Origin of the sequence: Chryseobacterium sp. CBTAP 102 (assembly GCF_003201365.1) — a bacterium.
Lineage (GTDB): Bacteria > Bacteroidota > Bacteroidia > Flavobacteriales > Weeksellaceae > Chryseobacterium > Chryseobacterium candidae.
This window is the reverse complement of record NZ_QICX01000007.1, coordinates 56,146-77,311: the sequence shown is the minus strand read 5'-3', so window position 1 is coordinate 77,311 and position 21,166 is coordinate 56,146. Positions and strand designations below refer to the sequence as shown.

At 36.6% G+C, this 21,166-nt stretch carries 24 protein-coding genes and 2 tRNA genes; 17 read left to right on the top strand and 9 right to left on the bottom strand.

Going from position 1 to position 21,166, the window contains the following annotated elements; translation table 11 throughout:
- Positions 1 to 15: 15 nt before the first annotated feature.
- Complete coding sequence (locus C8D70_RS11535; RefSeq protein ID WP_076595161.1) at positions 16 to 519, bottom strand: superoxide dismutase family protein; 504 nt, start codon at positions 517 to 519, stop codon at positions 16 to 18.
- A 244-nt stretch (positions 520 to 763) separates the two neighbouring features.
- On the opposite strand from C8D70_RS11535, the gene C8D70_RS11530 reads away from it, so the two are divergent.
- The 10 genes from C8D70_RS11530 to C8D70_RS11485 all read left to right on the top strand — a co-directional run bounded on the left by C8D70_RS11530 (position 764) and on the right by C8D70_RS11485 (position 8,260).
- Entirely contained in the window at positions 764 to 988 is a 225-nt protein-coding gene (locus tag C8D70_RS11530) for a hypothetical protein (protein ID WP_110367411.1), read from the top strand.
- Between the two features lie 33 nt (positions 989 to 1,021).
- The gene (locus C8D70_RS11525; protein ID WP_110367410.1) at positions 1,022 to 1,300 is read left to right on the top strand and encodes an AraC family transcriptional regulator; all 279 of its coding nucleotides are present in this window, start codon (positions 1,022 to 1,024) and stop codon (positions 1,298 to 1,300) included.
- 92 nt (positions 1,301 to 1,392) lie between these two features.
- Positions 1,393 to 3,639 (top strand): TonB-dependent receptor, encoded by a 2,247-nt coding sequence (locus tag C8D70_RS11520; protein ID WP_110367409.1) that lies wholly within the window; start codon positions 1,393 to 1,395, stop codon positions 3,637 to 3,639.
- A gap of 49 nt (positions 3,640 to 3,688) precedes the next feature.
- Positions 3,689 to 4,348, top strand: a complete 660-nt coding sequence (locus C8D70_RS11515) for a hypothetical protein (protein WP_110367408.1) — start codon at positions 3,689 to 3,691, stop codon at positions 4,346 to 4,348.
- A gap of 143 nt (positions 4,349 to 4,491) precedes the next feature.
- Positions 4,492 to 5,805, top strand: coding sequence for a 2TM domain-containing protein (locus C8D70_RS11510; RefSeq protein WP_076595157.1), 1,314 nt, complete (start codon positions 4,492 to 4,494; stop codon positions 5,803 to 5,805).
- A 4-nt stretch (positions 5,806 to 5,809) separates the two neighbouring features.
- Positions 5,810 to 6,115, top strand: a complete 306-nt coding sequence (locus C8D70_RS11505; RefSeq protein WP_076595156.1) for a 2TM domain-containing protein — start codon at positions 5,810 to 5,812, stop codon at positions 6,113 to 6,115.
- A gap of 45 nt (positions 6,116 to 6,160) precedes the next feature.
- Positions 6,161 to 6,730, top strand: a complete 570-nt coding sequence (locus C8D70_RS11500; RefSeq protein WP_110367407.1) for a methyltransferase family protein — start codon at positions 6,161 to 6,163, stop codon at positions 6,728 to 6,730.
- A gap of 122 nt (positions 6,731 to 6,852) precedes the next feature.
- The gene (locus C8D70_RS11495) at positions 6,853 to 7,149 is read left to right on the top strand and encodes a 2TM domain-containing protein (protein WP_110367406.1); all 297 of its coding nucleotides are present in this window, start codon (positions 6,853 to 6,855) and stop codon (positions 7,147 to 7,149) included.
- 31 nt (positions 7,150 to 7,180) lie between these two features.
- Positions 7,181 to 7,456: a 2TM domain-containing protein gene (locus C8D70_RS11490; RefSeq protein ID WP_110367405.1), complete on the top strand. Its 276-nt coding sequence runs from the start codon at positions 7,181 to 7,183 to the stop codon at positions 7,454 to 7,456.
- A gap of 60 nt (positions 7,457 to 7,516) precedes the next feature.
- Positions 7,517 to 8,260: a LytR/AlgR family response regulator transcription factor gene (locus tag C8D70_RS11485; protein ID WP_110367404.1), complete on the top strand. Its 744-nt coding sequence runs from the start codon at positions 7,517 to 7,519 to the stop codon at positions 8,258 to 8,260.
- A gap of 91 nt (positions 8,261 to 8,351) precedes the next feature.
- Here C8D70_RS11485 and C8D70_RS11480 read toward each other — a convergent pair whose 3' ends face one another.
- Positions 8,352 to 9,578 carry a DUF6051 family protein gene (locus C8D70_RS11480; RefSeq protein WP_110367403.1) on the bottom strand — a complete coding sequence of 409 codons (1,227 nt, stop codon included), beginning with the start codon at positions 9,576 to 9,578 and terminating at the stop codon, positions 8,352 to 8,354.
- A gap of 188 nt (positions 9,579 to 9,766) precedes the next feature.
- Positions 9,767 to 10,663, bottom strand: a complete 897-nt coding sequence (locus tag C8D70_RS11475) for a hypothetical protein (RefSeq protein WP_110367402.1) — start codon at positions 10,661 to 10,663, stop codon at positions 9,767 to 9,769.
- Positions 10,664 to 10,776: 113 nt separating this feature from the next.
- On the opposite strand from C8D70_RS11475, the gene C8D70_RS11470 reads away from it, so the two are divergent.
- A complete protein-coding gene (locus C8D70_RS11470; protein ID WP_110367401.1) occupies positions 10,777 to 11,505 on the top strand; it encodes a glycine-rich domain-containing protein in 729 nt (242 codons plus the stop codon).
- 14 nt (positions 11,506 to 11,519) lie between these two features.
- Positions 11,520 to 11,870, top strand: coding sequence for a hypothetical protein (locus tag C8D70_RS11465; RefSeq protein WP_076595150.1), 351 nt, complete (start codon positions 11,520 to 11,522; stop codon positions 11,868 to 11,870).
- Positions 11,871 to 11,933: 63 nt separating this feature from the next.
- Here the strand turns inward: C8D70_RS11465 and C8D70_RS11460 are convergent, their stop codons facing one another.
- Positions 11,934 to 12,143: a hypothetical protein gene (locus C8D70_RS11460; RefSeq protein ID WP_076595149.1), complete on the bottom strand. Its 210-nt coding sequence runs from the start codon at positions 12,141 to 12,143 to the stop codon at positions 11,934 to 11,936.
- A 123-nt stretch (positions 12,144 to 12,266) separates the two neighbouring features.
- Positions 12,267 to 13,454 carry a tRNA 2-thiouridine(34) synthase MnmA gene (mnmA, locus tag C8D70_RS11455; protein WP_110367400.1) on the bottom strand — a complete coding sequence of 396 codons (1,188 nt, stop codon included), beginning with the start codon at positions 13,452 to 13,454 and terminating at the stop codon, positions 12,267 to 12,269.
- 192 nt (positions 13,455 to 13,646) lie between these two features.
- Between mnmA and C8D70_RS11450 the strand changes: the two genes are divergently transcribed.
- Positions 13,647 to 14,174, top strand: a complete 528-nt coding sequence (locus C8D70_RS11450; RefSeq protein WP_076595147.1) for a hypothetical protein — start codon at positions 13,647 to 13,649, stop codon at positions 14,172 to 14,174.
- A 113-nt stretch (positions 14,175 to 14,287) separates the two neighbouring features.
- Here the strand turns inward: C8D70_RS11450 and C8D70_RS11445 are convergent, their stop codons facing one another.
- Positions 14,288 to 16,825, bottom strand: a complete 2,538-nt coding sequence (locus tag C8D70_RS11445) for an ATP-dependent Clp protease ATP-binding subunit (protein WP_076595146.1) — start codon at positions 16,823 to 16,825, stop codon at positions 14,288 to 14,290.
- Between the two features lie 151 nt (positions 16,826 to 16,976).
- On the opposite strand from C8D70_RS11445, the gene C8D70_RS21065 reads away from it, so the two are divergent.
- Genes C8D70_RS21065 through C8D70_RS11425 form a run of 4 tightly spaced genes read left to right on the top strand, consistent with a single transcriptional unit; the run spans position 16,977 to position 19,736 of the window.
- On the top strand, positions 16,977 to 17,201 hold the full coding sequence (locus C8D70_RS21065; protein WP_076595145.1) for a uroporphyrinogen decarboxylase: 225 nt from the start codon (positions 16,977 to 16,979) through the stop codon (positions 17,199 to 17,201).
- On the top strand, positions 17,201 to 18,298 hold the full coding sequence (locus C8D70_RS11435) for a glycosyltransferase (protein ID WP_076595144.1): 1,098 nt from the start codon (positions 17,201 to 17,203) through the stop codon (positions 18,296 to 18,298). Before C8D70_RS21065 ends, C8D70_RS11435 begins: the two co-directional genes overlap by 1 nt.
- Before the next feature lie 44 nt (positions 18,299 to 18,342).
- Positions 18,343 to 18,762 carry a SufE family protein gene (locus C8D70_RS11430; protein WP_076595143.1) on the top strand — a complete coding sequence of 140 codons (420 nt, stop codon included), beginning with the start codon at positions 18,343 to 18,345 and terminating at the stop codon, positions 18,760 to 18,762.
- Between the two features lie 50 nt (positions 18,763 to 18,812).
- The gene (locus C8D70_RS11425; protein ID WP_110367506.1) at positions 18,813 to 19,736 is read left to right on the top strand and encodes a glycosyltransferase family 9 protein; all 924 of its coding nucleotides are present in this window, start codon (positions 18,813 to 18,815) and stop codon (positions 19,734 to 19,736) included.
- Here C8D70_RS11425 and C8D70_RS11420 read toward each other — a convergent pair.
- From C8D70_RS11420 to C8D70_RS11410, 3 genes are all read right to left on the bottom strand, one after another.
- The gene (locus C8D70_RS11420) at positions 19,726 to 20,847 is read right to left on the bottom strand and encodes a hypothetical protein (RefSeq protein ID WP_076595142.1); all 1,122 of its coding nucleotides are present in this window, start codon (positions 20,845 to 20,847) and stop codon (positions 19,726 to 19,728) included. The two genes, C8D70_RS11425 and C8D70_RS11420, sit on opposite strands and share 11 nt — an antisense overlap.
- A 115-nt stretch (positions 20,848 to 20,962) precedes the next feature.
- Positions 20,963 to 21,037, bottom strand: a tRNA-Val gene (locus C8D70_RS11415).
- A 33-nt stretch (positions 21,038 to 21,070) separates the two neighbouring features.
- Positions 21,071 to 21,145 (bottom strand) — tRNA-Val (locus C8D70_RS11410).
- Positions 21,146 to 21,166: the final 21 nt, after the last annotated feature.

The following is a 21,166-nucleotide window of genomic DNA, read 5'->3' as shown; positions in this document are numbered from 1 at the left end:
ATTGAATAAAGTAGATTACTTAATTTCTACACATCCCACTCTTCCTCCGGCATTTCCGGTAGGCTGGGTATGGAAATCATCTGCAGCGGCATGTACAATAAGACCTTTTCCAATGATGTTTTTAGACTCATCTGTACAACCCAGACACCATTTATCTGTCTTGAAAGTCAATGTTGCCGTTCCGGTCTGATCAGCAACCAGGTTTCCTATATCTCCCATATGGAAATGTTCGGCACCCCATTTACCATGATCATTCTTGGAAGGATTCCAGTGGCCTCCCGTAGAGGTTCCGTCTGCTGCAGAGCAGTCTCCTTTTTCATGAATGTGTACTGCATGGATTCCAGGAGTAAGGTTGGTGATGTCAAGCTTCATTGTTACTTCATTTCCATTTTGAGTAAACTTCGCCGTTCCTCCTGTCTGTGTTCCGCTTTTGGCATTTACGGAGTACGTTTTTGTGGTTCCGCATGAAACTGCAAAAACGGCAAATCCCGCCAATAATGCTAATGTTTGTACTTTCATTTTTTAAATGATTTATAGTGATTTTAGGATAAATTTAAAAAAGATTTTCCAAAGCGCTTTATGATCTCACTCTTTTTTAAAAAAACAAGCTTGAGTAACAACTGTAATACAGCTTGTTTTAGCCTTAAATTCTGAAACTTAGCTCTGGAGGCTAAATGTATTTAAAACGAGGTGAAAAAACTTATTTTTAGTGGATAGAAAGCCATTCATAGATCAAATCCCGAAGGCAGCAAACAAATAGAAAATGATTATTCTGTATACCTCCATCAGCAAAAAGAAAAACATCAGTCTCGTTGACACCAATATCTGCCTGCTTTCTTTACTGGGAAAAGTTCTTCTGCAATATGGTTTGAAGACTTATTATACCATTTTGAAGAGGATATCCTGTGACAAAAAACGGAATGACTTTCTTACAATAACAATAATAGACAACAGAATTTCAGCATGGAAAAATATCTTTGTGAGCTAACACATGTAATTTGGAAGAGTATAAAAGCGGATTGTGAAAACAATTCAATATATTGATAGTCATATTGATGAGGATCTTTCTCTGGAAAAAGTTTCAGAGGTAAGTGCCTATTCTCCGTTTCATTTCCACAGAATATTTAAGCTTGTTACTACTGGGATCTCGGGTTTTCCAGTCACTCGGCTTTCTGCAAAACTTTCAAAAAGCATTGCGTATTCTACAAGAAGAACCTTTACCTATGAAATCTATCACACCAATTTTAAGGAACATCCGGAAGGGAAGATGGTCGTGGATTTTTGCATTCCGATTCATTAATTACCATTCGGTAGCAAAAGAATGCCCTTCGGTAATAAATTTTTTACAGAAAGGCATTTCTTGTGCTATTTTTGATCCAGAAAACAATAAAAATGAAAACACAAGGACAAAACATACTGTTTCTGATTCTCCTTCTCACTTCCATCATGGGATATTCCCAGGTGAAAATATCAGGAAAAGTATTCTACAAAAACAAAGGAGTAACTGAAGTAAATGTAACGCTGAAAGATACCTATGATGGCACTACAACAGATGCTCAGGGGAATTTTACCTTCGAAACTTCAGAAAAAGGGACTCACATCATAACATTTAGCCATCCAAAATATGAAAATATTGAAAGAACTGTTACTATTGAGAATCAGGATGTTTCTTTGAATGTTGATCTTAAAGAACAGATCAGTGAGATAGATGCAGTAGTAGTTTCTGCAGGATCTATTGAAGCCAGCGATAAAAAAAGAGCAACAGCATTGCTTACCCCCATTGATATTTATACCACAGCAGGAGCAGACGGACAGATTTCTTCCGCTTTGACCTACCTTCCTGGAGTTCAAAAAGTAGGAGGAACTGAAGGTCTTTTCATCAGAGGAGGAACAGGAACGGAGTCTAAAATCTTTATGGACGGAAGTCTTATCAACAATTATTTTTCTAATTCTGTTCCGGGGATTGCAGGAAGAGACCAGTTCAATACCTCTCTTTTTAAAGGAAATATCTTCTCAAGTGGTGGTTATTCTGCATTGTACGGGCAGGCTCTTTCCGGTGCTTTAATGCTGGAAAGCGTTGATCTTCCGGATGAAACTTCCTATAATTTTGGTATTTCACCCATTTTTCTGAGTGCGGGATTTCAAAAGTTAGGAGATAATAAAAACTATTCCTACGGAGCTACAGCAGGATATTCTCTTTTAAGCCTGATGCAGAAAGTCTTTAATTTTAATACAGACTTTATAGAAGCTCCGCAAGGTCTTAACGGAGATCTGAATTTCAGATTTAAAACAAAATCAGGAGGCTTTTTCAAATATTACGGAATGTTCAATTCCAATAAAATGGGGGTAAGATCAGAAAGTCTTGAACCCGGACCCGAATTCAGTCTGGTAAAGCTTAACGGTAAAAATACATTTCATAACCTCTCTTTTAAACAGAAATTCGGGAAGTATCTTTTGAATGTAGGAGGTTCTTACTCTTACAACAGATCGGATCTTCATTTTTCTACAGAAACCAATAATGTTGAATCCAACAGAAGCCAGCTTCTTACCGATGGAAATTATCTGAATTTCAAAGCTGTTCTTGAAAGAAAAATCAACAGAATCAGTGCAGTACGAGGAGGAATTGAATTGAATAATACCGATGAAAATCTGAATTTTGAAGCAGTACAGAAACATTATAAAGATTTGATCTCCTCTGCTTTCGTGGAAACAGATCTTGGCTTCAGCAATGCTTTATCAGCAAAAATAGGAGTAAGAGCAGAGCATTCTTCTTTTTTAGGAAAGGATAATATTGCGCCTCGTTTTGCTATTGCCTATCGTCTTGCAAAAGACTGGACCACTTCCTTGGCTTACGGACTTTTTTATCAGAATCCGGAAAGTAAATACATCAATGGCCCTGCAAATCTTGGTTTCCAGAAATCACAACATTATATTTTCCAGGTTCAGAGAGCTTCAGAGGGCAGAACTTTACGTTTTGAGGCGTTTTACAAGAAATATGACCAGTTGATTAAGACGTTCAATATTACCCAGAATAAAGAGCAAAATCAGCAGATTCAGACGGCTTTAAACAATGATGGATACGGATATGCAAAAGGGCTGGAATTTTTCTGGAGAGACAATAAAAAAACATTTGAAAATATTGACTATTGGATCAGCTACTCCTATCTGGATTCAAAAAGAGATTTTCTGAATTATCCGGTAAGCCTGCAGCCGAGTTTTGCAGCAGAACATACGCTTTCAGCAGTCGCAAAAAGATTTATTCCGGAATGGAAACTTGGGGTAAATTTATCTTACACGTATGCAAAAGGACGCCCTTATTATGACATAGCTTCTAAAATTGAAAATGGGGAAGTGATTAATTATACCAGAAATGAAGGAAGATTAAAAGATTATAACGCATTAAACTTCAGTGTTAATTATCTTCCGAATATCGGTAAAAAAGATGCGAAAGCTTTTCCGGTATTTGTATTGAGTATCAGTAATATCTTAGGATCAAAGAATATATATGGCTATAATTTCTCAGCCAATGGTTCCAGAAGTTCTGCCATTGTTCCGCCAGTCAATACGTTTGTATTCATAGGAGCATTTATAAGCTTCGGAGTAGATAAAACAGATGATGCCATCAATAATAATTTATAAAAACATACCTTAGAACAAAAAATATAACTCACTTTTAAAATTTAATATCATGAAAAAATACCTTTTAAGCTTTGCTTTAGCTTTTGTAAGTTTAACTGCTTTTGCACAGGCAGATTATGACAAAATAATGTCTGAAAAAATAGCCAGAATTGAAACCTGCAAAACCTCAGAAGATTTCCAGACTCTGGCGAATGATTTTCAGAGAATAGGCAGTAAAGAAAGTACAAAATGGCTTCCGGCTTACTATGCTGCATTTTCTTATATCCAAAAAGGAAGAACCCTGATGAGAGACGGAAAAATGCAGGAATTGGATGGTATTGCGGACCAGGCAGAGAAGCATCTTTCAATGGCTCAGAATCTTGCAGGAACTGATAATGCCGAAATTCACCTGCTGAGAAAAATGTCTTATTCTCTGAGAATGATGGTGAATCCAGCACAGCGTTATATGACAGATGGCGCAAGAGCTGCTGAGGAAATGAATATTGCAGAGAAATTAGATCCTTCGAATCCGAGAATTGCGCTGATCAAAGCAGAAGATGTCTATTTTACTCCCGAACAGTACGGAGGCAGCAAAACCAAAGGATTGGAGATGTTTAAAGCGGCTCAGGCAAAATTTAACACCTATAAACCCAAAACGGCTTTAGATCCAAACTGGGGAAAGGGAGAAGCTGATTATTTCTTAAGCTTACCGGTAGAAAAAGCAAAATAGTTTTCTCCATATTTCACTTACAAACCAACCTTCATTCGCGTGAAGGTTTTTTAATACCATTCGGAAAGGAAAATCAGCCCTTCGGTAACAATTAATTTTTGATACCTTTAATAAAAACTAATTTTGAGTCAAGAAAACAGATCATGAAACGGAAAAACTTTATCGTACTATTCTGGATATCACTTGCAGTCTCCATGTTTTTCTTTTTTGTCTTTACAGAAGAAAAGAACCTTGAAAACTTTTTGTATACAATACTCATTTCTTTTATTTATTCCTTTGTGCTGGGAGGAGGAAATGGATTGCTGAACAGTTTTCTGAATAAGAAAATTCCGTGGTCTGAAGCTACCACCAAAAGGGCCGTTATCAGTATCATTTCAATTATTGTGGCCAATTTTGTGCTGGTCTATTTTTGCAATTATGTCAATTTTGTACTTATTCAGAAAGCGGCTACTACAGAAGAGTTTTTCCTTGGAAAATATAATTTCCTGAATTGGTTTACCATCAATATTGCATTGCTGATATCCGCATTTCTTCATGCCAGAAGTTTCATGGAAGAACTGAAAAAGACTTCCAAAAAAGAAGTAGTGGAACAGAAGCTTATCGCCAAATCTGCTAATGCCCAGTTTGAAAGTTTAAAGAACCAGCTGGATCCCCATTTCCTTTTCAATTCATTGAATGTTTTAAGCTCTCTGATTGATGAAAATCCAAAACAGGCACAAAAGTTTACGGCTTCAATGTCAAAGATTTACCGATATGTACTTGAACAAAAAGATAAAGAACTGGTAACGGCAGAAGATGAAATAGAATTTGCAAAAACCTATTGCGATCTTTTGAAAACAAGGTTTGAAGACAGTGTGGACTTTAGTTTTGATGTTGCCAAAGAAGACTATCAGAAATACGTTGTTCCATTAGCTTTGCAGCTATTGTTGGAGAACTGTATCAAGCACAATTTTGCAACATCATCAAGACCTTTGATCATTAGAATTTTTTCAGATGGAAATACCCTCTGTATTGAAAATAATCTTCAGGCAAGAGAACAGATCAAGGAAAGCTCGGGAATTGGTCTTGCTAATATCGTACAGCGTTATTCCCTTCTTACAGAACGAAATGTCTTCATCGAAAAATCCGAAGATCATTTTAAAGTAAAACTTCCAATGCTGATAACTAAGCCGCATATTTCCAGCTCGAAACCAGAGGATGATTCAGCTGCTTATAAACGGGCACAAAAGAGAGTAAAAGAGATTAAGAGTTTTTATATGAACCTGATTTCTTACTGTACGGTAAGCGCTTTTTTAATCTTTATTAACCTTTTTACAAGCAGTAGAAATCACTGGTTCTGGTTTCCTGTACTGGGATGGGGAATAGGTGTTGCTTCTCATGCATTTCAGGTGTTTGGAGTAGGAGAATCATGGCAGGAAAAGAAGATTCGTGAAATTATGAACAAACAAAAAAAATAGGCTTATGGAAACATTTGACGAAAACGATATGGATTATCAACGGGCAAGAAGACAGGTAGAAAGACTGCGTGGATTTTACGGACATTTATTCGCTTATATCGCAGTGAATGCCCTGATTGTTGTCTATAATTGTATGCATCTGAAGCCCGGCGAAAGCTATTTTCAGTTTAAAAACTTTTTTACGGCAACTTTCTGGGGAATAGGGCTTGCTGCACATGCGGTTACCGTTTTTCTGCCCCGTGTTAATTTTATTAAAAAATGGGAAGATAAGAAGATCAAGGAACTGATGGATAAACAGAAAGATCACTAAATAAATTATCTTTTTCAAAATACTTTTAACTTTAAATTTGTTGAAATGAATGCTTTATCAATTCTATTCTACATTTCAATGGCCGCTTGGTTTATCACGGAATTCCTTTACAAGAACATGTTGAAATCCGGTAAAGAAGATCAGAAAAACAAAGATAAATCTACACTGAATATCTTATGGCTGGCCATTCCTTTTTCCATTGTAAGCGCAATTTTCATGTCTTATAATTTTCATTTTCCGATGGCTGATGGGGTCTGGATTCTTTATCTGGGTGAACTTTTTATTCTTATCGGGATTCTTGTCAGATATGTGATCATCAGATCTTTGGGAAAATATTTTACAGTAGATGTTACCATCAGACAGGATCATAAAATTAAAAAAGAGGGATTTTATAAATATCTGAGACATCCTTCCTATGCTTTTTCTCTACTGACTTCTTTGGGTCTCGGTTTGTATTTAAATAACTGGCTTTCATTGATCTTTGCTTTTTTACCTCCGTTTTTGGCCTTCGCCTACAGGATTAAGATTGAAGAACAGGCTTTGACAGAACAGTTTGGAGATGAGTATATTGAATACAGAAAAAGTACTAAAAAATTAATTCCGTTTATCTATTAATGACAGGTTTTTACAGTTCAGATAGGATAATCTACCGTTCGGTCATATAAAATTGATTTGTGGTACTTTCCTGAGCTACCTTTGACTCAAGAAAAAACAAATCAACCTCTAAAAAAAACATTATGGAAATTTTACCTGACAAAGAAACAATTGCTTACAGAAAAGCTTCAAGAAGAGTGAAAGATCTGAAAGAATTTTATGGAAATCTTACCTCTTACTGCATCATTATTCCTTTTTTAGCAATACTGAACATTATAACTGCTCCCGGATATTTATGGTTTTTATGGCCTGCACTGGGATGGGGAGTAGGAATTGCATTTCATGCCATAAGCGTATTCGGAATTGGTAAAAGCTGGGAAGAAAGAAAAATAAGAGAGCTTATGGAGAAAGATGAAAAACAGAAAATAAAAACACTATAAACAATAATCATAACTAAAAACATATACAATCATGGATTACGAAACAGCCTCTGAAAGAACGAATAGTATCAGAAAATTCTATAAAAGCATTTTTATATTTGCCCTGTTTGCCGTTCTGATCATTCCTGATGATATTTTTGGTGAAAAAATTATTCATTTGAGTTTATTTGACAGGTATACCATCCTTGCAATCTGGGCATTTATTATTCTCGTAAAAGCAGCAAAACTATTTCTTTTTGATTCTGAATGGGAAAATAATATGATTGAAAAAGAACTCAGGAAAGATAAAAGAACGATAAAGTATTAAAATGTATCCACTTTTATCTACCTTTATTTTCCAAAATCTGAAAACCAAAATTTAAACTCAATGATCAAAACTGTCATTATAGAAGACGAAAAACCTGCTTCAAGGAAACTGGAGAGAATGCTGAATAACTTTCCTGAAATAGAGATAGTTGCTAAAATAGAATCAGTGGAAGAAGGAGTTGCCTGGTTTTCTGAAAACGAACATCCACAGCTGATCTTTTCCGATATTGTTTTAGGTGACGGATTGTCTTTTGATATCTTTGAAAAAGCTCCTACCAAAGGTTTCATCATCTATACGACAGCCTTTGACCAATATACCCTGAAAGCTTTTAAGCTGAACAGCATTGATTATCTCTTAAAACCCATTCTTGATGAAGACCTGGAAGGAGCAGTGGAGAAATTTAAATCCTTCATTCCTGCCAATGACACCAATGGTTCTCAGGATATCAAACAGTTAATCCGAAAAGAAAAATCTACCCTTTCCAGAGTTCTGGTTAAAATAGGATATAACCTTAAAATTGTACAGACTCACGAAATAAGCTGCTTTTTCAGTGAAAATAAAATCGTTTATCTTCAGACGGAAGACCGTACTTATCCATCAGATTTTACGCTTGATGAGTTGGAAGATGTTCTGGATACGAAAAAGTTTTTCCGGGTGAACAGACAGTTCATTATCAGTTCGGATTATATCAAAAATATTCATACTTCACCGTACTACAAAGTGGATCTTGAATTTCAGCCGGAAGAGGAAATTACGGTCAGCAGAGACCGTGTGAAGGATTTTAAAGACTGGCTGGTCAGTTGATAAGTATTAACCTAAAAACATACACCATGGATCTCATATTATTATTCTTTAAACTATTCCTTACCCTCTTTTATCCCTGAAAAATCCATCATCAGGAATTATAAAAATCACTGACGGACTGTACAAACTGGTGAAATGCTTTCGTAACTTCTTTTGAATGTTTATGGGTAAGCGGAAACGGAACCATATGGGAATACTCAAACGGAAAATCTTTGATTTCAATGTCTACATTGATATTCCTGTAGCCGCCCCGCAGCGTATTGAGAGCTTCTATAGGAGGAGCAACACTGTCTTTTTCCAAAACATAAGCTTTGATCTGAGATTGGATTTCCTGAATTCTTTCTTCTCTTTCTTTCTGAAAATAATTGTAGCGCAGCATTTTTTTAAACCAGCTTTCCTGTGGATGCAACGATTCATTCTGATAATGTTTAAGACGTGGATCCGATTTAAAATCAGCGCTCAGCAATTCCGTAAAAACAGACTGCATTTTAACGGTTGCCTGGGTATCCATGATATATTTTGAGATCGGAAACATCCTGTCGATCGTCATTCCTCCACAAAAACAAAACACTTTTGAACGGGTAAAATACTGATTCGGATCAGCCATTTTGATAATTAAAGAAAGAAATGATCCTATAGAATAGCCAAATAAATCCAGATTTGCTTCTGGAGAAATACTTTTGATTTTACCGTTTTTAATACTTTTTACCACCTCAGTAATATCCGAATATGTCTGAAGTCCGGACCAGAAAATTCTTTGAGGATGCGCTTCCAGTCTGGAACTTATGGCTGCATTCACGTAAGAGTAATTCATGTTTTCCGGATATTTTTTCTTTCTGAAATTAACCACTTCCATCATATGATGGCGGTCACTCCAGATAGGGTCTGCACGGTCCATATGAAATGCAATGGGGAACAAAATGATAGCCTTTTGTGTTCTTTGAGCCAGTTCATATGCCCATGGCAGGTATTTATCCCACTTCTTTTCATTCAGTCCATGAAAGAAAAACAGAGCTTCCTCGGCTGTTTCAGTATCTGCCCGCTTCAGAATATGATACTCAAACCTTTTATTGCATTCAATATCATAATCTTTGATGTCTACAGCAGGTTGGTTGTAAAAGAGATAGCCGTTTTTGTTGATTTCGAGGGTTTGCTGATGTTTGCTGCAATGCTGATTTTCTGAGCCATAAAGAAGGTCACAAACCTTGGATTCAAAAGGGACTGATTCAATGCTTACATTCAGTTCTTTGAGTTTAGGACTGCTTTTTCCGGAATCAAAATGCTTTTTCAAAACTTCATACAATTCATAATATTCCATAGCACTGCGATTGAAAGGTTCATATTTAGAACTATCAATTTAGATAAAAATTGCGGTAATCAATTGATTTTTAAGAGTTAAATGTATTCTAGACATAGAAGAATTATAATTAACCCCGAAATAAAAATATTTCAGGGGCGTTATATATAGATTGATGATGATGTTTATTGTTGAGTTTTTTTTAAAAACTATCTGTAATCAATCCGGTTAGATTCCGTATCTTCAAGTTGTTTAATGATAGATTCAGGGATTTCATCACTGTCAATAGGAAAACTGATGGAATCAGAAATAAAGCTTTTTCTGTCGGCTTTTCTGAAAATTTCAAACAAGGCAATCGGCTCCTGATTGAAGCTAATGCAGGTGCTTATAAAGTGGATTTCGTGGAGTTTATAATCCGGGTTCTTAAGTTTTTCTTTACTATCCTTTATCCTTGAAATGAAATGTCTCTGGCGGATAAATGTATTGCTGTTCATTATGATAAAAACATAATCTGAATAAGCGGTTACCTTTCCGAAATACTTATGGTGATCACCACCGCTTCTTTCAATAAAATATTCTCCGGTGGTTTCAGACTTGTAAATTTCCATCGCAGAACGCCATATACGGTCTTCTTTTGCCATCAAAGGATTATCGGGCAGATTTCTGTTATAAGAATACCAGCAGCCTACTAAACGGTCTAAAAGAGCGGTGTTCAGATTAATCTTATTCATGTCAATTCTGAGATCGTTAAAATTGAATGCTTCTGTATTAGAATTGATGAAATCGATATAATTGGAATACCCCAGAACTTTCACAATTAAACTCAGCTTGGCGAGATTGGGCCTGCTCAGAACTGCATTTTCGTTCTGTCTGAATTTTTTCAGTTTATTGATGATCAGATGCTCATACAGATAATTTGTTCCCAGAAGATCTGGCTCTTTTTTGATCTCTTTTTCTGAATGATCCTTGATAATCAGATCATTCAGTTCAGCACTGATATAAGACCATTCAGTTTTTGTAACATCTTCCCAATGGTTTTTCTTTAAAAATTGCCGGCTTAAGAAATTCATGAGCTTCTCAAGATGCAGAATATCTTCCTTTTTCATGGTATGTATTATAAGACTAATTTAAGATTTTTATCAAACCAAAAAAGACTTTTGAGAGACTTTTATATTGTATAATCCATTGATATTTGAATAGAAAAACAAAAATCAAAACAATGGAAACAAAAATGATAGTAAAAGATGAGTGCCTCTGGAGCCGGATACAGGCATTTTCCCTTGATGCTCCCGGGGCTGATTTCCCTTTTTCAAAAAAGCTGGCCAAAGAAGAACGCTGGAGTCTTGATTTCGCAAGAAAAGCAATTGAAGAATACAAAAAGTTCCTGTATCTCTGCTGTATTCTTCCCCATGGAGCTTCTCCCAGTAAAATTGTGGATAAAGTATGGCATATGCATCTGATCTACACCCAGAATTATTGGGAGGAATTTTGTCCCCACATCTTAAAAAGACCGCTTCATCATCATCCTTCGAAAGGTGGATTCGCAGAGAAAGAAAAACATCAGAAATGGTTTGAAGATACTTTAGCAAGTTATCGGCAGGTTTTCCGGCAAGAAGCGCCCCAAGAAATCTGGAAAGAAATTAAGAAAAAATCTAAAGTACAATCCTGGCTGAGAAAAATGGCCTTCTTAGCCCCAATATTTGTGTCACTGCTTTTATTGTCGTGTACAGAAGGAGATAACTTTTCAGGGTTAATGGTTATTGGAGTTGTATTCGGGATTATTTTCATTCTGGGAACTATTGTTTCAATTATAGGAGATCAGGAGTTTTCTGACGCTAACAGAAAAGATAAGCAAAATAATGACGGAGGAAGTTGTGGTGGCTCAAGCTGCAGCGGAGGAGATGTTTGTGGAGGCGGCTGCGTTGGTTGCGGTGGTTGTGGAGGATAATAAAACTAACCATTATGAAAAAATTCATCATTCATTCAGTTCCGGTTGTGATAGGCTTTATATGGCTTATGGCAGTCCATCAGACATTTAATCCGGTTATTCTTAAAGGACCTGATTTTTTGAAGTTCTATCTCATTCTGGTTCCAGGATTTTATGCTTCGCTTTTCATTCTAAAAACTTTGAAAGGAGCTATTTCAGGTACGACACATTATTTCGCAGGATTTATTTTCCTCTTAGGAATTATCAAGCTTATCAGAGGAGTTATGCTGGGAAGGCCTGTTGGATTTCTTTTGATGATCTTAATAACAGAATGTATTGTTACATTGATTTTTATCTCAAGTCATGTCAATGAAAAGATAAAGTAAAATTCATTATTAAAAACAAACCCGAAACAAAAATGTTCCGGGCTTTATAATGTTTGTTTGATATTAAATATCTTTCTTTTCTTCTTTTACCTGCTGATAGCCATATTTTCGAACCATAACGGAAGTCAGGACTACTAAAATAAGACTGATCGCGATATTGGATTTTTCCGGATGCACAATGGCCTGATAAAAATTATAACCGAAAATAGCGGATACAAGTGCAATCAGAATATTGTTTACATAAGCATACTGGTTTTTTGCAGATGTTTTCATAGTAGTATTTTTATTTACTCAGTAAGTATGAGAACAAAAAAAACGTTACAGAAAATTTTTAAAAAAATTATTTTCTTTAAAAAACAATTTCGATGTAGTTAAAACCTCTTCATTCAAAACCTCTTATGAAATCACGCCGCTACCGATCAATTCCTCATCGATATACCATGAAGCAAATTGTCCTTCGGCAATAGCAGACTGAAGCTCATCAAATTCAATATAAAAAGCATTCTCAAACTGATATAACGTCGCTTTCTGCAAAGGCTGTCTGTATCTGAATCTTGCCATTACTTCCATAGATCCTCCGTTCTGAAGTCTCATATCTTCACGAACCCAGTGCAGTTCAGAATTGTCAATTTTCAAAGCTTTTTTATGAAGTCCAGGAAAATGGCTTCCTTCTCCTACGAAAAGAATGTTGTTTTCCATATCTCTGGAGATGATAAAACAGCTTTCTTTGTGCCCGCCTATACCAAGACCTTTACTTTGTCCGATCGTGAAAAACTGGGCTCCCTGATGTTTCCCGATAACTTTTCCGTCAGATTTTTTATAATTGATTTTTCTTGATAAAAACTCAAGTTCTTCTTCTTTGGAGGTGAATTCAGGTTTTTCTTCCGAAAATAAAGGAGAATCTTTGAAAATTTCTACAATTTCCCCTTCGTTAGGTTTTAATTGCTGTTGTAAAAACTGAGGAAGACTGACTTTTCCGATAAAACATAACCCCTGAGAATCTTTTTTATCTGCTGTTACCAGCCCGATTTCTTTTGCAATTTCTCTTACCTGAGGTTTTGTAAGTTCTCCAATCGGGAATAACGCTTTTGAAAGCTGATCCTGACTTAGCTGACAAAGGAAATAAGACTGGTCTTTATTGTTGTCTTTTCCTGCCAGAAGGTGGAAGATTTCTTTACCGTTTTCATCAAAAGTAGAATTTACCCTTGCATAATGTCCTGTTGCTACTTTATCTGCTCCTAAAGACATTGCGGTCTTCATAAAAACATCAAATTTTACTTCTCTGTTACACAATACATCAGGGTTGGGAGTTCTGCCTTTTTCATATTCTGCAAACATATAGTCAACAATGCGTTCCTTGTAAAGTTCACTCATGTCGATCACCTGGAAAGGAATTCCAAGCTTTTGTGCTACCATGAGAGCATCATTACTGTCCTCAATCCATGGACACTCATCTTCTAATGTGACGGAAGCATCGTTCCAGTTTCTCATGAATAAAGCCACTACCTCATGGCCTTGCTGCTGCAGCAAATATGCTGTAACACTAGAATCTACACCTCCGGAGAGGCCTACTACTATTTTCATTGTATTTCAATTTTACGAAACTCTTAACGGGAGTTCTTAGTTTGATGCGGCAAAAATACAACTAAATAGATTCGTAAAAAAACCATAATTTTAAACATTGATAAAAACGATAGCGTCTTAAGCCCTTTTTTATCAACCTCTCTGCAGCCGGAAACAGACGAGAGCATAATTGTAAGACCAAAAATATAACATATGAAAAAGTTTATTATTTCTATGATGCTGATATCTTCAGGGTCAGTTTTTTCCCAAATTTCAGCAGGTACGCCGATGCAGGAAAACAGTAAGTGGACATTTGGAGGTGGCATTGGATTAGGATTTGGAAGCAACAGCGCGTTTAATCTGTCCGCATCACCAAGAGTAGGTTACAGGTTTACGAATGATTTTGAAGGCGGAGTCTTAGGGAGTGTTTCGTGGCAGACTTCTGATTATTATAAATCCACCATGTTTGGAGTAGGTCCTTTTGTGAATTACTACTTCGCCAGATCATTTTATGTAGGAGCCAACTATCAGCATTATTTTGTTGATTATAAAGATAAATACTACGATTATAAATATAATACAGAAGAGAATGCCTTGTATTTGGGCGGAGGATATATGCAGCGAATTGGAAATAACTCTTTTATGCAGCTGGGTTTAATGTATAACGTGCTATGGAAGCAGAATTCCAGCGTATTTTCCAGCGGCCTGATCCCGAATATTGGTTTTGTGGTAGGGCTTTAGCCCGTTTAATCAGAAACCAAAATTCATTCGGCTTTAGCCTAAACTTAGAAAAACAAAAATCCCCGGGAAAATTTCCCAGGGATTTTCTATTTGAAATTTACTTTCTTATTTAATTAAGATTGAGAAGATTTCTCCGCAGCTGATTTTTTCGTTTTCTGCGTTTTCCCGATCAATCCGTCTTTTGCTTCATTAAGGTCAAGAACTACGGTTTCTCCTTCGCTCAATTGCTTGTTTACCAGCATTTCTGCCAATAAGTCTTCAATATACTTCTGGATGGCACGTTTCAATGGTCTTGCTCCGAAATCTTTATCCCATCCTTTTTCAGAAATAAAGTCTTTTGCTTCTTCAGTAAGATCTACTTTATATCCTAGTTTTTCAAGTCTGCCATAAAGTTTATTCAGTTCAATATCAATAATTTTCTTGATATCATCCTGTACAAGAGAGTTGAAGATCACAATATCATCAATTCTGTTTAAGAATTCTGGTGCAAATGCTTTTTTAAGGGCATTTTCAATAGTACTTCTCGCTCTTGAGTCTGAAGTGGTTTTCTTCGCAGAAGTTCCGAATCCTACACCGTCTCCGAAATCTTTAAGATCTCTTGTTCCGATGTTTGAGGTCAGAATAATGATGGTATTTCTAAAATCAATTTTTCTTCCTAAGCTGTCTGTAACGTGTCCTTCATCCAGAATCTGTAACAGAATATTGAATACATCCGGGTGAGCTTTTTCAATCTCATCCAAAAGAACCACTGCGTAAGGCTTTCTTCTTACTGCTTCTGTCAGCTGACCACCTTCTTCGTATCCAACGTATCCCGGAGGCGCACCTACTAATCTCGAAACCGCGAATTTCTCCATGTATTCACTCATGTCAATTCTGATCAGAGATTCATCGGATTCAAAAAGCTCTCTTGCCATTACCTTAGCCAATTCGGTCTTACCAACCCCTGTTGTTCCAAGGAAAATAAAGGTACCTATAGGGCGGTTAGGATCTTTAAGACCTGCTCTGTTTCTTTGGATAGCCTTAACGACTTTCTTCACAGCATCTTCCTGACCGATTACTTTTCCGTTCAGCTTCTCATCCATTTGGGCCAATTTGTCAAGCTCGTTCTTACCAACTTTCGTTACCGGAACACCGCTCATCATAGAAACCACTTCCGCTACATTTTCTTCTGTTACGGTTTCTTTTTTCTCTTTTACATCCTTATCCCATTTTTCCTGCGCCGAATTCAGTTCCATCTGAAGACGTTCTTCCTCATCTTTCAGCTTTCTGGCTTCCAGATAGTCCTGAGCTTTTACTGCTTTTTGTTTCAGTTCTTTGATATCTTCGATTTTCTTTTCAAAATCAATGATTTCTGTAGGAACTTTCATGTTTTTGATATAAACACGTGATCCGGCTTCGTCCATTGCATCAATCGCTTTGTCTGGTAAGAAACGGTCTGTAATATATCTCGATGTCAGATTGACACAAGCCAGAATTGCTTCCGGAGTATAGATTACATTATGATGTTCTTCATATTTATCTTTGATCTGGTTCAGGATCTGAACAGTTTCATCAATAGAAGTAGGTTCCACCATTACTTTCTGGAATCTTCTTTCCAAAGCTCCGTCTTTTTCAATATACTGACGGTATTCATCCAGTGTAGTGGCCCCGATGCATTGAATTTCTCCTCTTGCCAAAGCCGGTTTGAACATATTGGAAGCATCTAAACTTCCTGTAGAACTTCCCGCACCTACAATGGTATGTAGCTCATCAATAAATAAGATGACATCTCTGTTTTTCTCCAGCTCCGTCATAATGGCCTTCATTCTTTCCTCAAACTGACCACGATATTTAGTTCCGGCCACTAAACTTGCCAGATCTAAAGTGATCACACGTTTTCCGTAAAGAACTCTGGACACTTTTTTCTGTTGAATTCTTAATGCTAAACCTTCAGCAATGGCAGATTTACCAACTCCCGGCTCCCCGATAAGAAGAGGGTTGTTCTTCTTTCTACGCGATAAGATCTGAGAAACTCTCTCAATTTCTTTTTCACGCCCGATCACCGGGTCCAGTTTTCCATCTCTGGCCAAAGAAGTAAGGTCTCTACCAAAGTTATCCAAAGTAGGCGTTTTACTTTTTGCAGAACCTAGATTTCCTGTAGGCTTTCTCATTTGCTCAAATTCTTCTCTCTCATCATCATCGTCATAAGCACTCATCTGAGGAGACTGGCCTGAATTTTTAAGCATAGTCTGGTATTCTCTTGAAACTCCTTCGTAGTCGATGTCATAAGCTCCCAGAATATTTGAAGTAGGGTCCTCATATTTATAAAGAATACCTAAAAGCAGGTGAACGGTATTAATTTCATTGCTTTTATATTGGCGGCATTCTAACTCTGCACGTTTAATGGCATGATCTGCCATCTTGGTGAAAGAAATATTGGTAACCTCTTCAGAAATAGGATTTAGACTTGCTGTATTTAAAGTTTCAATTTTTCTTCTGATTTGTGTTAAATCCGCATTAAGGTTTTGAAGGATTTCTTTTGCAGAGTTTTCCGTTTTTATAATACCTAAAAGTAGATGTTCTGTATTAAGAAATTCACTTTTCAGCCTTTTAGCTTCGCTTTTGCTTTGTTTGAACACCTGGCTCAAACCTTGTGAAAACTTATAATCCATAATATATCTCATTAGAACAAAGGCAGCATTACCTTTTATTCATTATCTAAATTACAAATATTTTACCAAAAAACAATTAATGACTTTATGGCAGAAAAAATTTTATTATCTTATTGAAAATGATTAAGTTTGTTCTCCCTAAATTTCCCCCATGAATACTGAAATTACTAATTACATCGGCTATTCTGCTTCTCTTTTTATCGTATTGAGTTTCATACTGAAAGATGTAAGAAAAATAAGAGTGGTCAATATGATTGGCTGTATTTGTTTTGTCATTTATGGTATCTTTAATGGAATGCTTTGGCCGGTTATTATACCAAACGGGCTTATTTGTTTCATTCAAATCTATTATTTAATGCTAGATAAGAAAGATTGATGAGGAAAAAAATAATTACTTCTGCTTTTAGTAATCTGTATACTGACCAACGGATAGAGAAGGTATGCAAAACCCTTTTTGACAACGGATATTCTATAGAACTGATCGGTAACGACTGGGAAGGAAATGAAAAAATGGAGCGTCCTTACTCTTTTTCAAGGATCAGCTTAAAGTCTAAAAGTTTAAAGACCGCTTATTTTGAATTCAACTGGAAATTATATAAAGAGCTGAAGAAAAAAGCGGACAAAGATACGATCCTTCATGCCAATGACATTGATGCACTTCTGCCAAATTATCTCATTGCCAGAAAACTGAACATTCCGCTAGTCTTTGACAGCCATGAAATTTTCACGGAAATGCCATCGGTTCAGAACAGATTTTCGCAAAAATTCTGGAGAGTGCTAGAGAGAAAGCTCGTTCCTCACATGGATTTGATGATGACAGAAAGTGAAAGCTACGCAGAATGGTTTCATGAACAATACAATGTGAATCCGGTAGTGGTTAGAAATATTCCGAGAAAAATTCTTTCTGCACCGGAAATTCCCGATAATAAGCCTAAAATTATTCTGTATCAGGGAGCAATTAATCAATCCAGAGGTATAGAAAAAATGATTTTGGCAATGCATCATATTAAAGATGCTGTCCTGAAAATTGCAGGTGACGGACCAAAGAAAAAAGAATATGAGGAACTTGTTATTCAGGAAAAACTGCAGGATAAAGTATTTTTCCTGGGTAAGCTGAAACCGGAAAATCTTAGGGAAATAACCAAAACTGCTGATGCGGGATTCAGTCTTGAAGAAAACAACGGGGTAAGCTACTATTATTCGCTTCCCAATAAGGTTTGTGATTACATACAGTCTAGAGTACCGCTTGTGATGATTAATTTTCCGGAGATGCAAAGGATAAAAAATCAATTTAATGTAGGAGAAATTATTCCGGATCATCAGCCTGAAACCATTGAGAAAGCAATTAATCTTGTTCTTCATAGGGGAAGACAGTATTATCAAAGTGAATTAAATAAGGCAGCAGATGTTTTTTGCTGGGAGAATGAAGAAACAAAAATCCTGCAGCTTTTTGAAAAAGCATCCGGTAAATAATTTTTACAAAATTGGTTATCTTTGCAAAAGAAATTTGATTTAAAATGACCATTAAAGAAAAACAGCAGGAAATAATAGACGAATTCGCTTTTCTTGACGATTGGGAGCAAAAGTATGAGTACATCATTGATCTTGGAAAAGAACTGAAAGGCTTACCGGATGATAAGAAAACAGAAGAAAATCTTATTAAAGGCTGCCAGAGCAAAGTTTGGATTGATGCTGAATTTAAAGAAGGGAAACTTTTCTTTAATGCAGATTCTGATGGTATTTTACCCAAAGGTATCGTTTCTCTATTAGTGAGTATTTACAGTGGACATTCCACTCAGGAAATCCTGGATTCTGATTTTGATTTTATCGGAGAAATAGGACTACAGGAATTTCTTTCACCTTCAAGAGCTAACGGGCTGATGGCGATGACAAAGCAGATCAAGTTTTATGCAGTTGCTTACCAGCTGAAATCATAATCGTGACCAGAATTTTAGCATATCGTTTTTCCGCATTCGGAGATGTTGCAATGACAGTACCTGTTTTCAGAGAATTTCTGGAGCAGAATCCCGGTGTGGAAATTATTATGGTTTCCAGGAAAAACTTTGAGTCTCTGTTTGCGGGAATTTCCAATGTAACTTTTAAGGGAATTGATCTGGATGATTACAAAGGTCTTTTTGGATTGAGAAAACTGAGTAATGAACTGATCCGTGAATTTAATCCTGATTGTATTGCCAACCTCCATGATGTAATCCGAACCAAGGTTTTAGACAGAATATACAGACGGAAAGGACTTAAGGTTTTCAAAATAAATAAAGGGAAAGAGGAAAAAGAACATCTTACGGATGTATGGAATCTGGAAAAGGTTCAGCTTAAAAAAACGGTGGAACGTTACGCTGATGTTTTTCGTGAAATGGGATTCAGGATTGAACTTTCTCATCAATTAAGGCCGGTTTCGGAGCAGAAATCAGGAATAGGGTTCGCTCCTTTTGCCCAGCATAAGGGAAAAATGCTTCCTTTGGAGAAGTCGTATGAGCTGGTAAGAATTCTGGCTCGGAAACATACGGTGTACTTCTTTGGAGGAGGTAAAAAAGAAACCGAAACCCTTGAAAAATGGGAAGAAGAGATTCCTAATACAAAAAACCTTGCCGGAAAATTAAATCTTACAGAAGAACTTAATTATATTGCCGGATTAGAACTGATGATTTCCATGGATTCTGCCAATATGCACCTTGCAAGTCTTGTAGGAACGCGATGTGTTTCTATTTGGGGAGCAACTCACCCTTATGCCGGATTTTTAGGATTTGGACAGAGCGAAGAAGATGCGGTTCAGGTGAAAGATCTGAGCTGCAGGCCATGTTCCGTTTTTGGAGATAAAGAATGTTACAGAGGCGACTGGGCCTGTCTTGAAGAATTTAATATTCAGAAAGTTGTGGACAGGGTTAATTTTTAAAAATCAGCTTTATTATTTCTTCGGCTTTAGCTTTATCAGAGTGGCTTGTTTCTAAAATATTCTTTCTTTTTTCCGTTTCATGATAGTCTTTTTCAGCTGAGGTAATAATATGCTGGCGGATTTGCCTCATATCAGTACCATACAGGCATAAATTTGTTAAAACAGGATCATCCGTAATATTACCATTAATAATTACAAAACGGCTGTTGTAAAGCGTATTGAAAAGCTTCACCTTTGTTCCTGAATTCTGGTAAGAAATCAAAATATTGGCATGAGCAGCTTCCAGAAGACGATAAAGGTTTTCTGTAGTTTCAATAGGAGTGAGGCTGATATTCTCAACTGCCGAAATCTTGCTTTTAATATCTTCACTGGCCCGATCTGAGGCGACAACCAGTTTATATTGGGGAAGCGTTTTAAATAACTCAATAGTCTCATTCAATGCTCTTTTATTGTCCGCAGTGGTGAGATCTCCGTGAAAAAGAAAATAACTTCCTTTTTTATCCAGTTGCTTTACGGATGGGTTGCCGTGGAAAATATGAATCAAATGTGCATTCTTTGAATAGGATTCAACTTCATGATACTCTTTTTCAGACAAGCAGAATACGGCTTCGAATTTCTTTAAAAGCTTTTTCTGATATCCTGTATATTTTAAAGATTCAATGGTGTAGATGATCTTTTTGAATAGATTTTTTTCTGACCCGGAAAGGCCTTTATAATATTCAGCTTCGTTGTTGTGAAGGCGAAGATAGAGTTTTTGGTTATTCTCTTTCAGAAACCGGATAATATGCGTTGTCTGTAAACCCTCGAACAAGATCGGAGCTTTATTCTTTTCCAGGTTTTTAAGAAGGGCTTTAGAATCTCTGATAGCTGCTGCGAAAGGTGTTCCTGAAAAATAGAGGAGTGGATTCTTTCTCTTTTGATAAAAAAACAGATTTTCCGTAATCGCTTTGACCTCCGGATCAATCTTATGAGGGATTTGATCTACAAAACAGTGAAGGTGAATTTTTATTCCCAGATCAGACAAGGCCTTAATCTTATAAAATACATCAATGATCCCACCATAAGAAGGAGGGTAGGGATAATTGAATGATATGAGATGGAGTTCCTTCACGTCAGGCGAAATTCAAATGCAGACAAAGGTAAATAAATATAAGGAAAGCGCAGGACGCTTTTAAATGCTTAGGGATAAAAATAAAAAAATCTCCCTTAAAAAAGAGAGATTTCTGTGGGTCCTGAGGGATTCGAACCCCCGACCCTCTGGGTGTAAACCAGATGCTCTGAACCAACTGAGCTAAGAACCCGAATTTTTTTGAAAGGTTTCGTTTCCTTTTCTGTGGGTCCTGAGGGATTCGAACCCCCGACCCTCTGGGTGTAAACCAGATGCTCTGAACCAACTGAGCTAAGAACCCTCTATACTTGTTCTCTTGTTT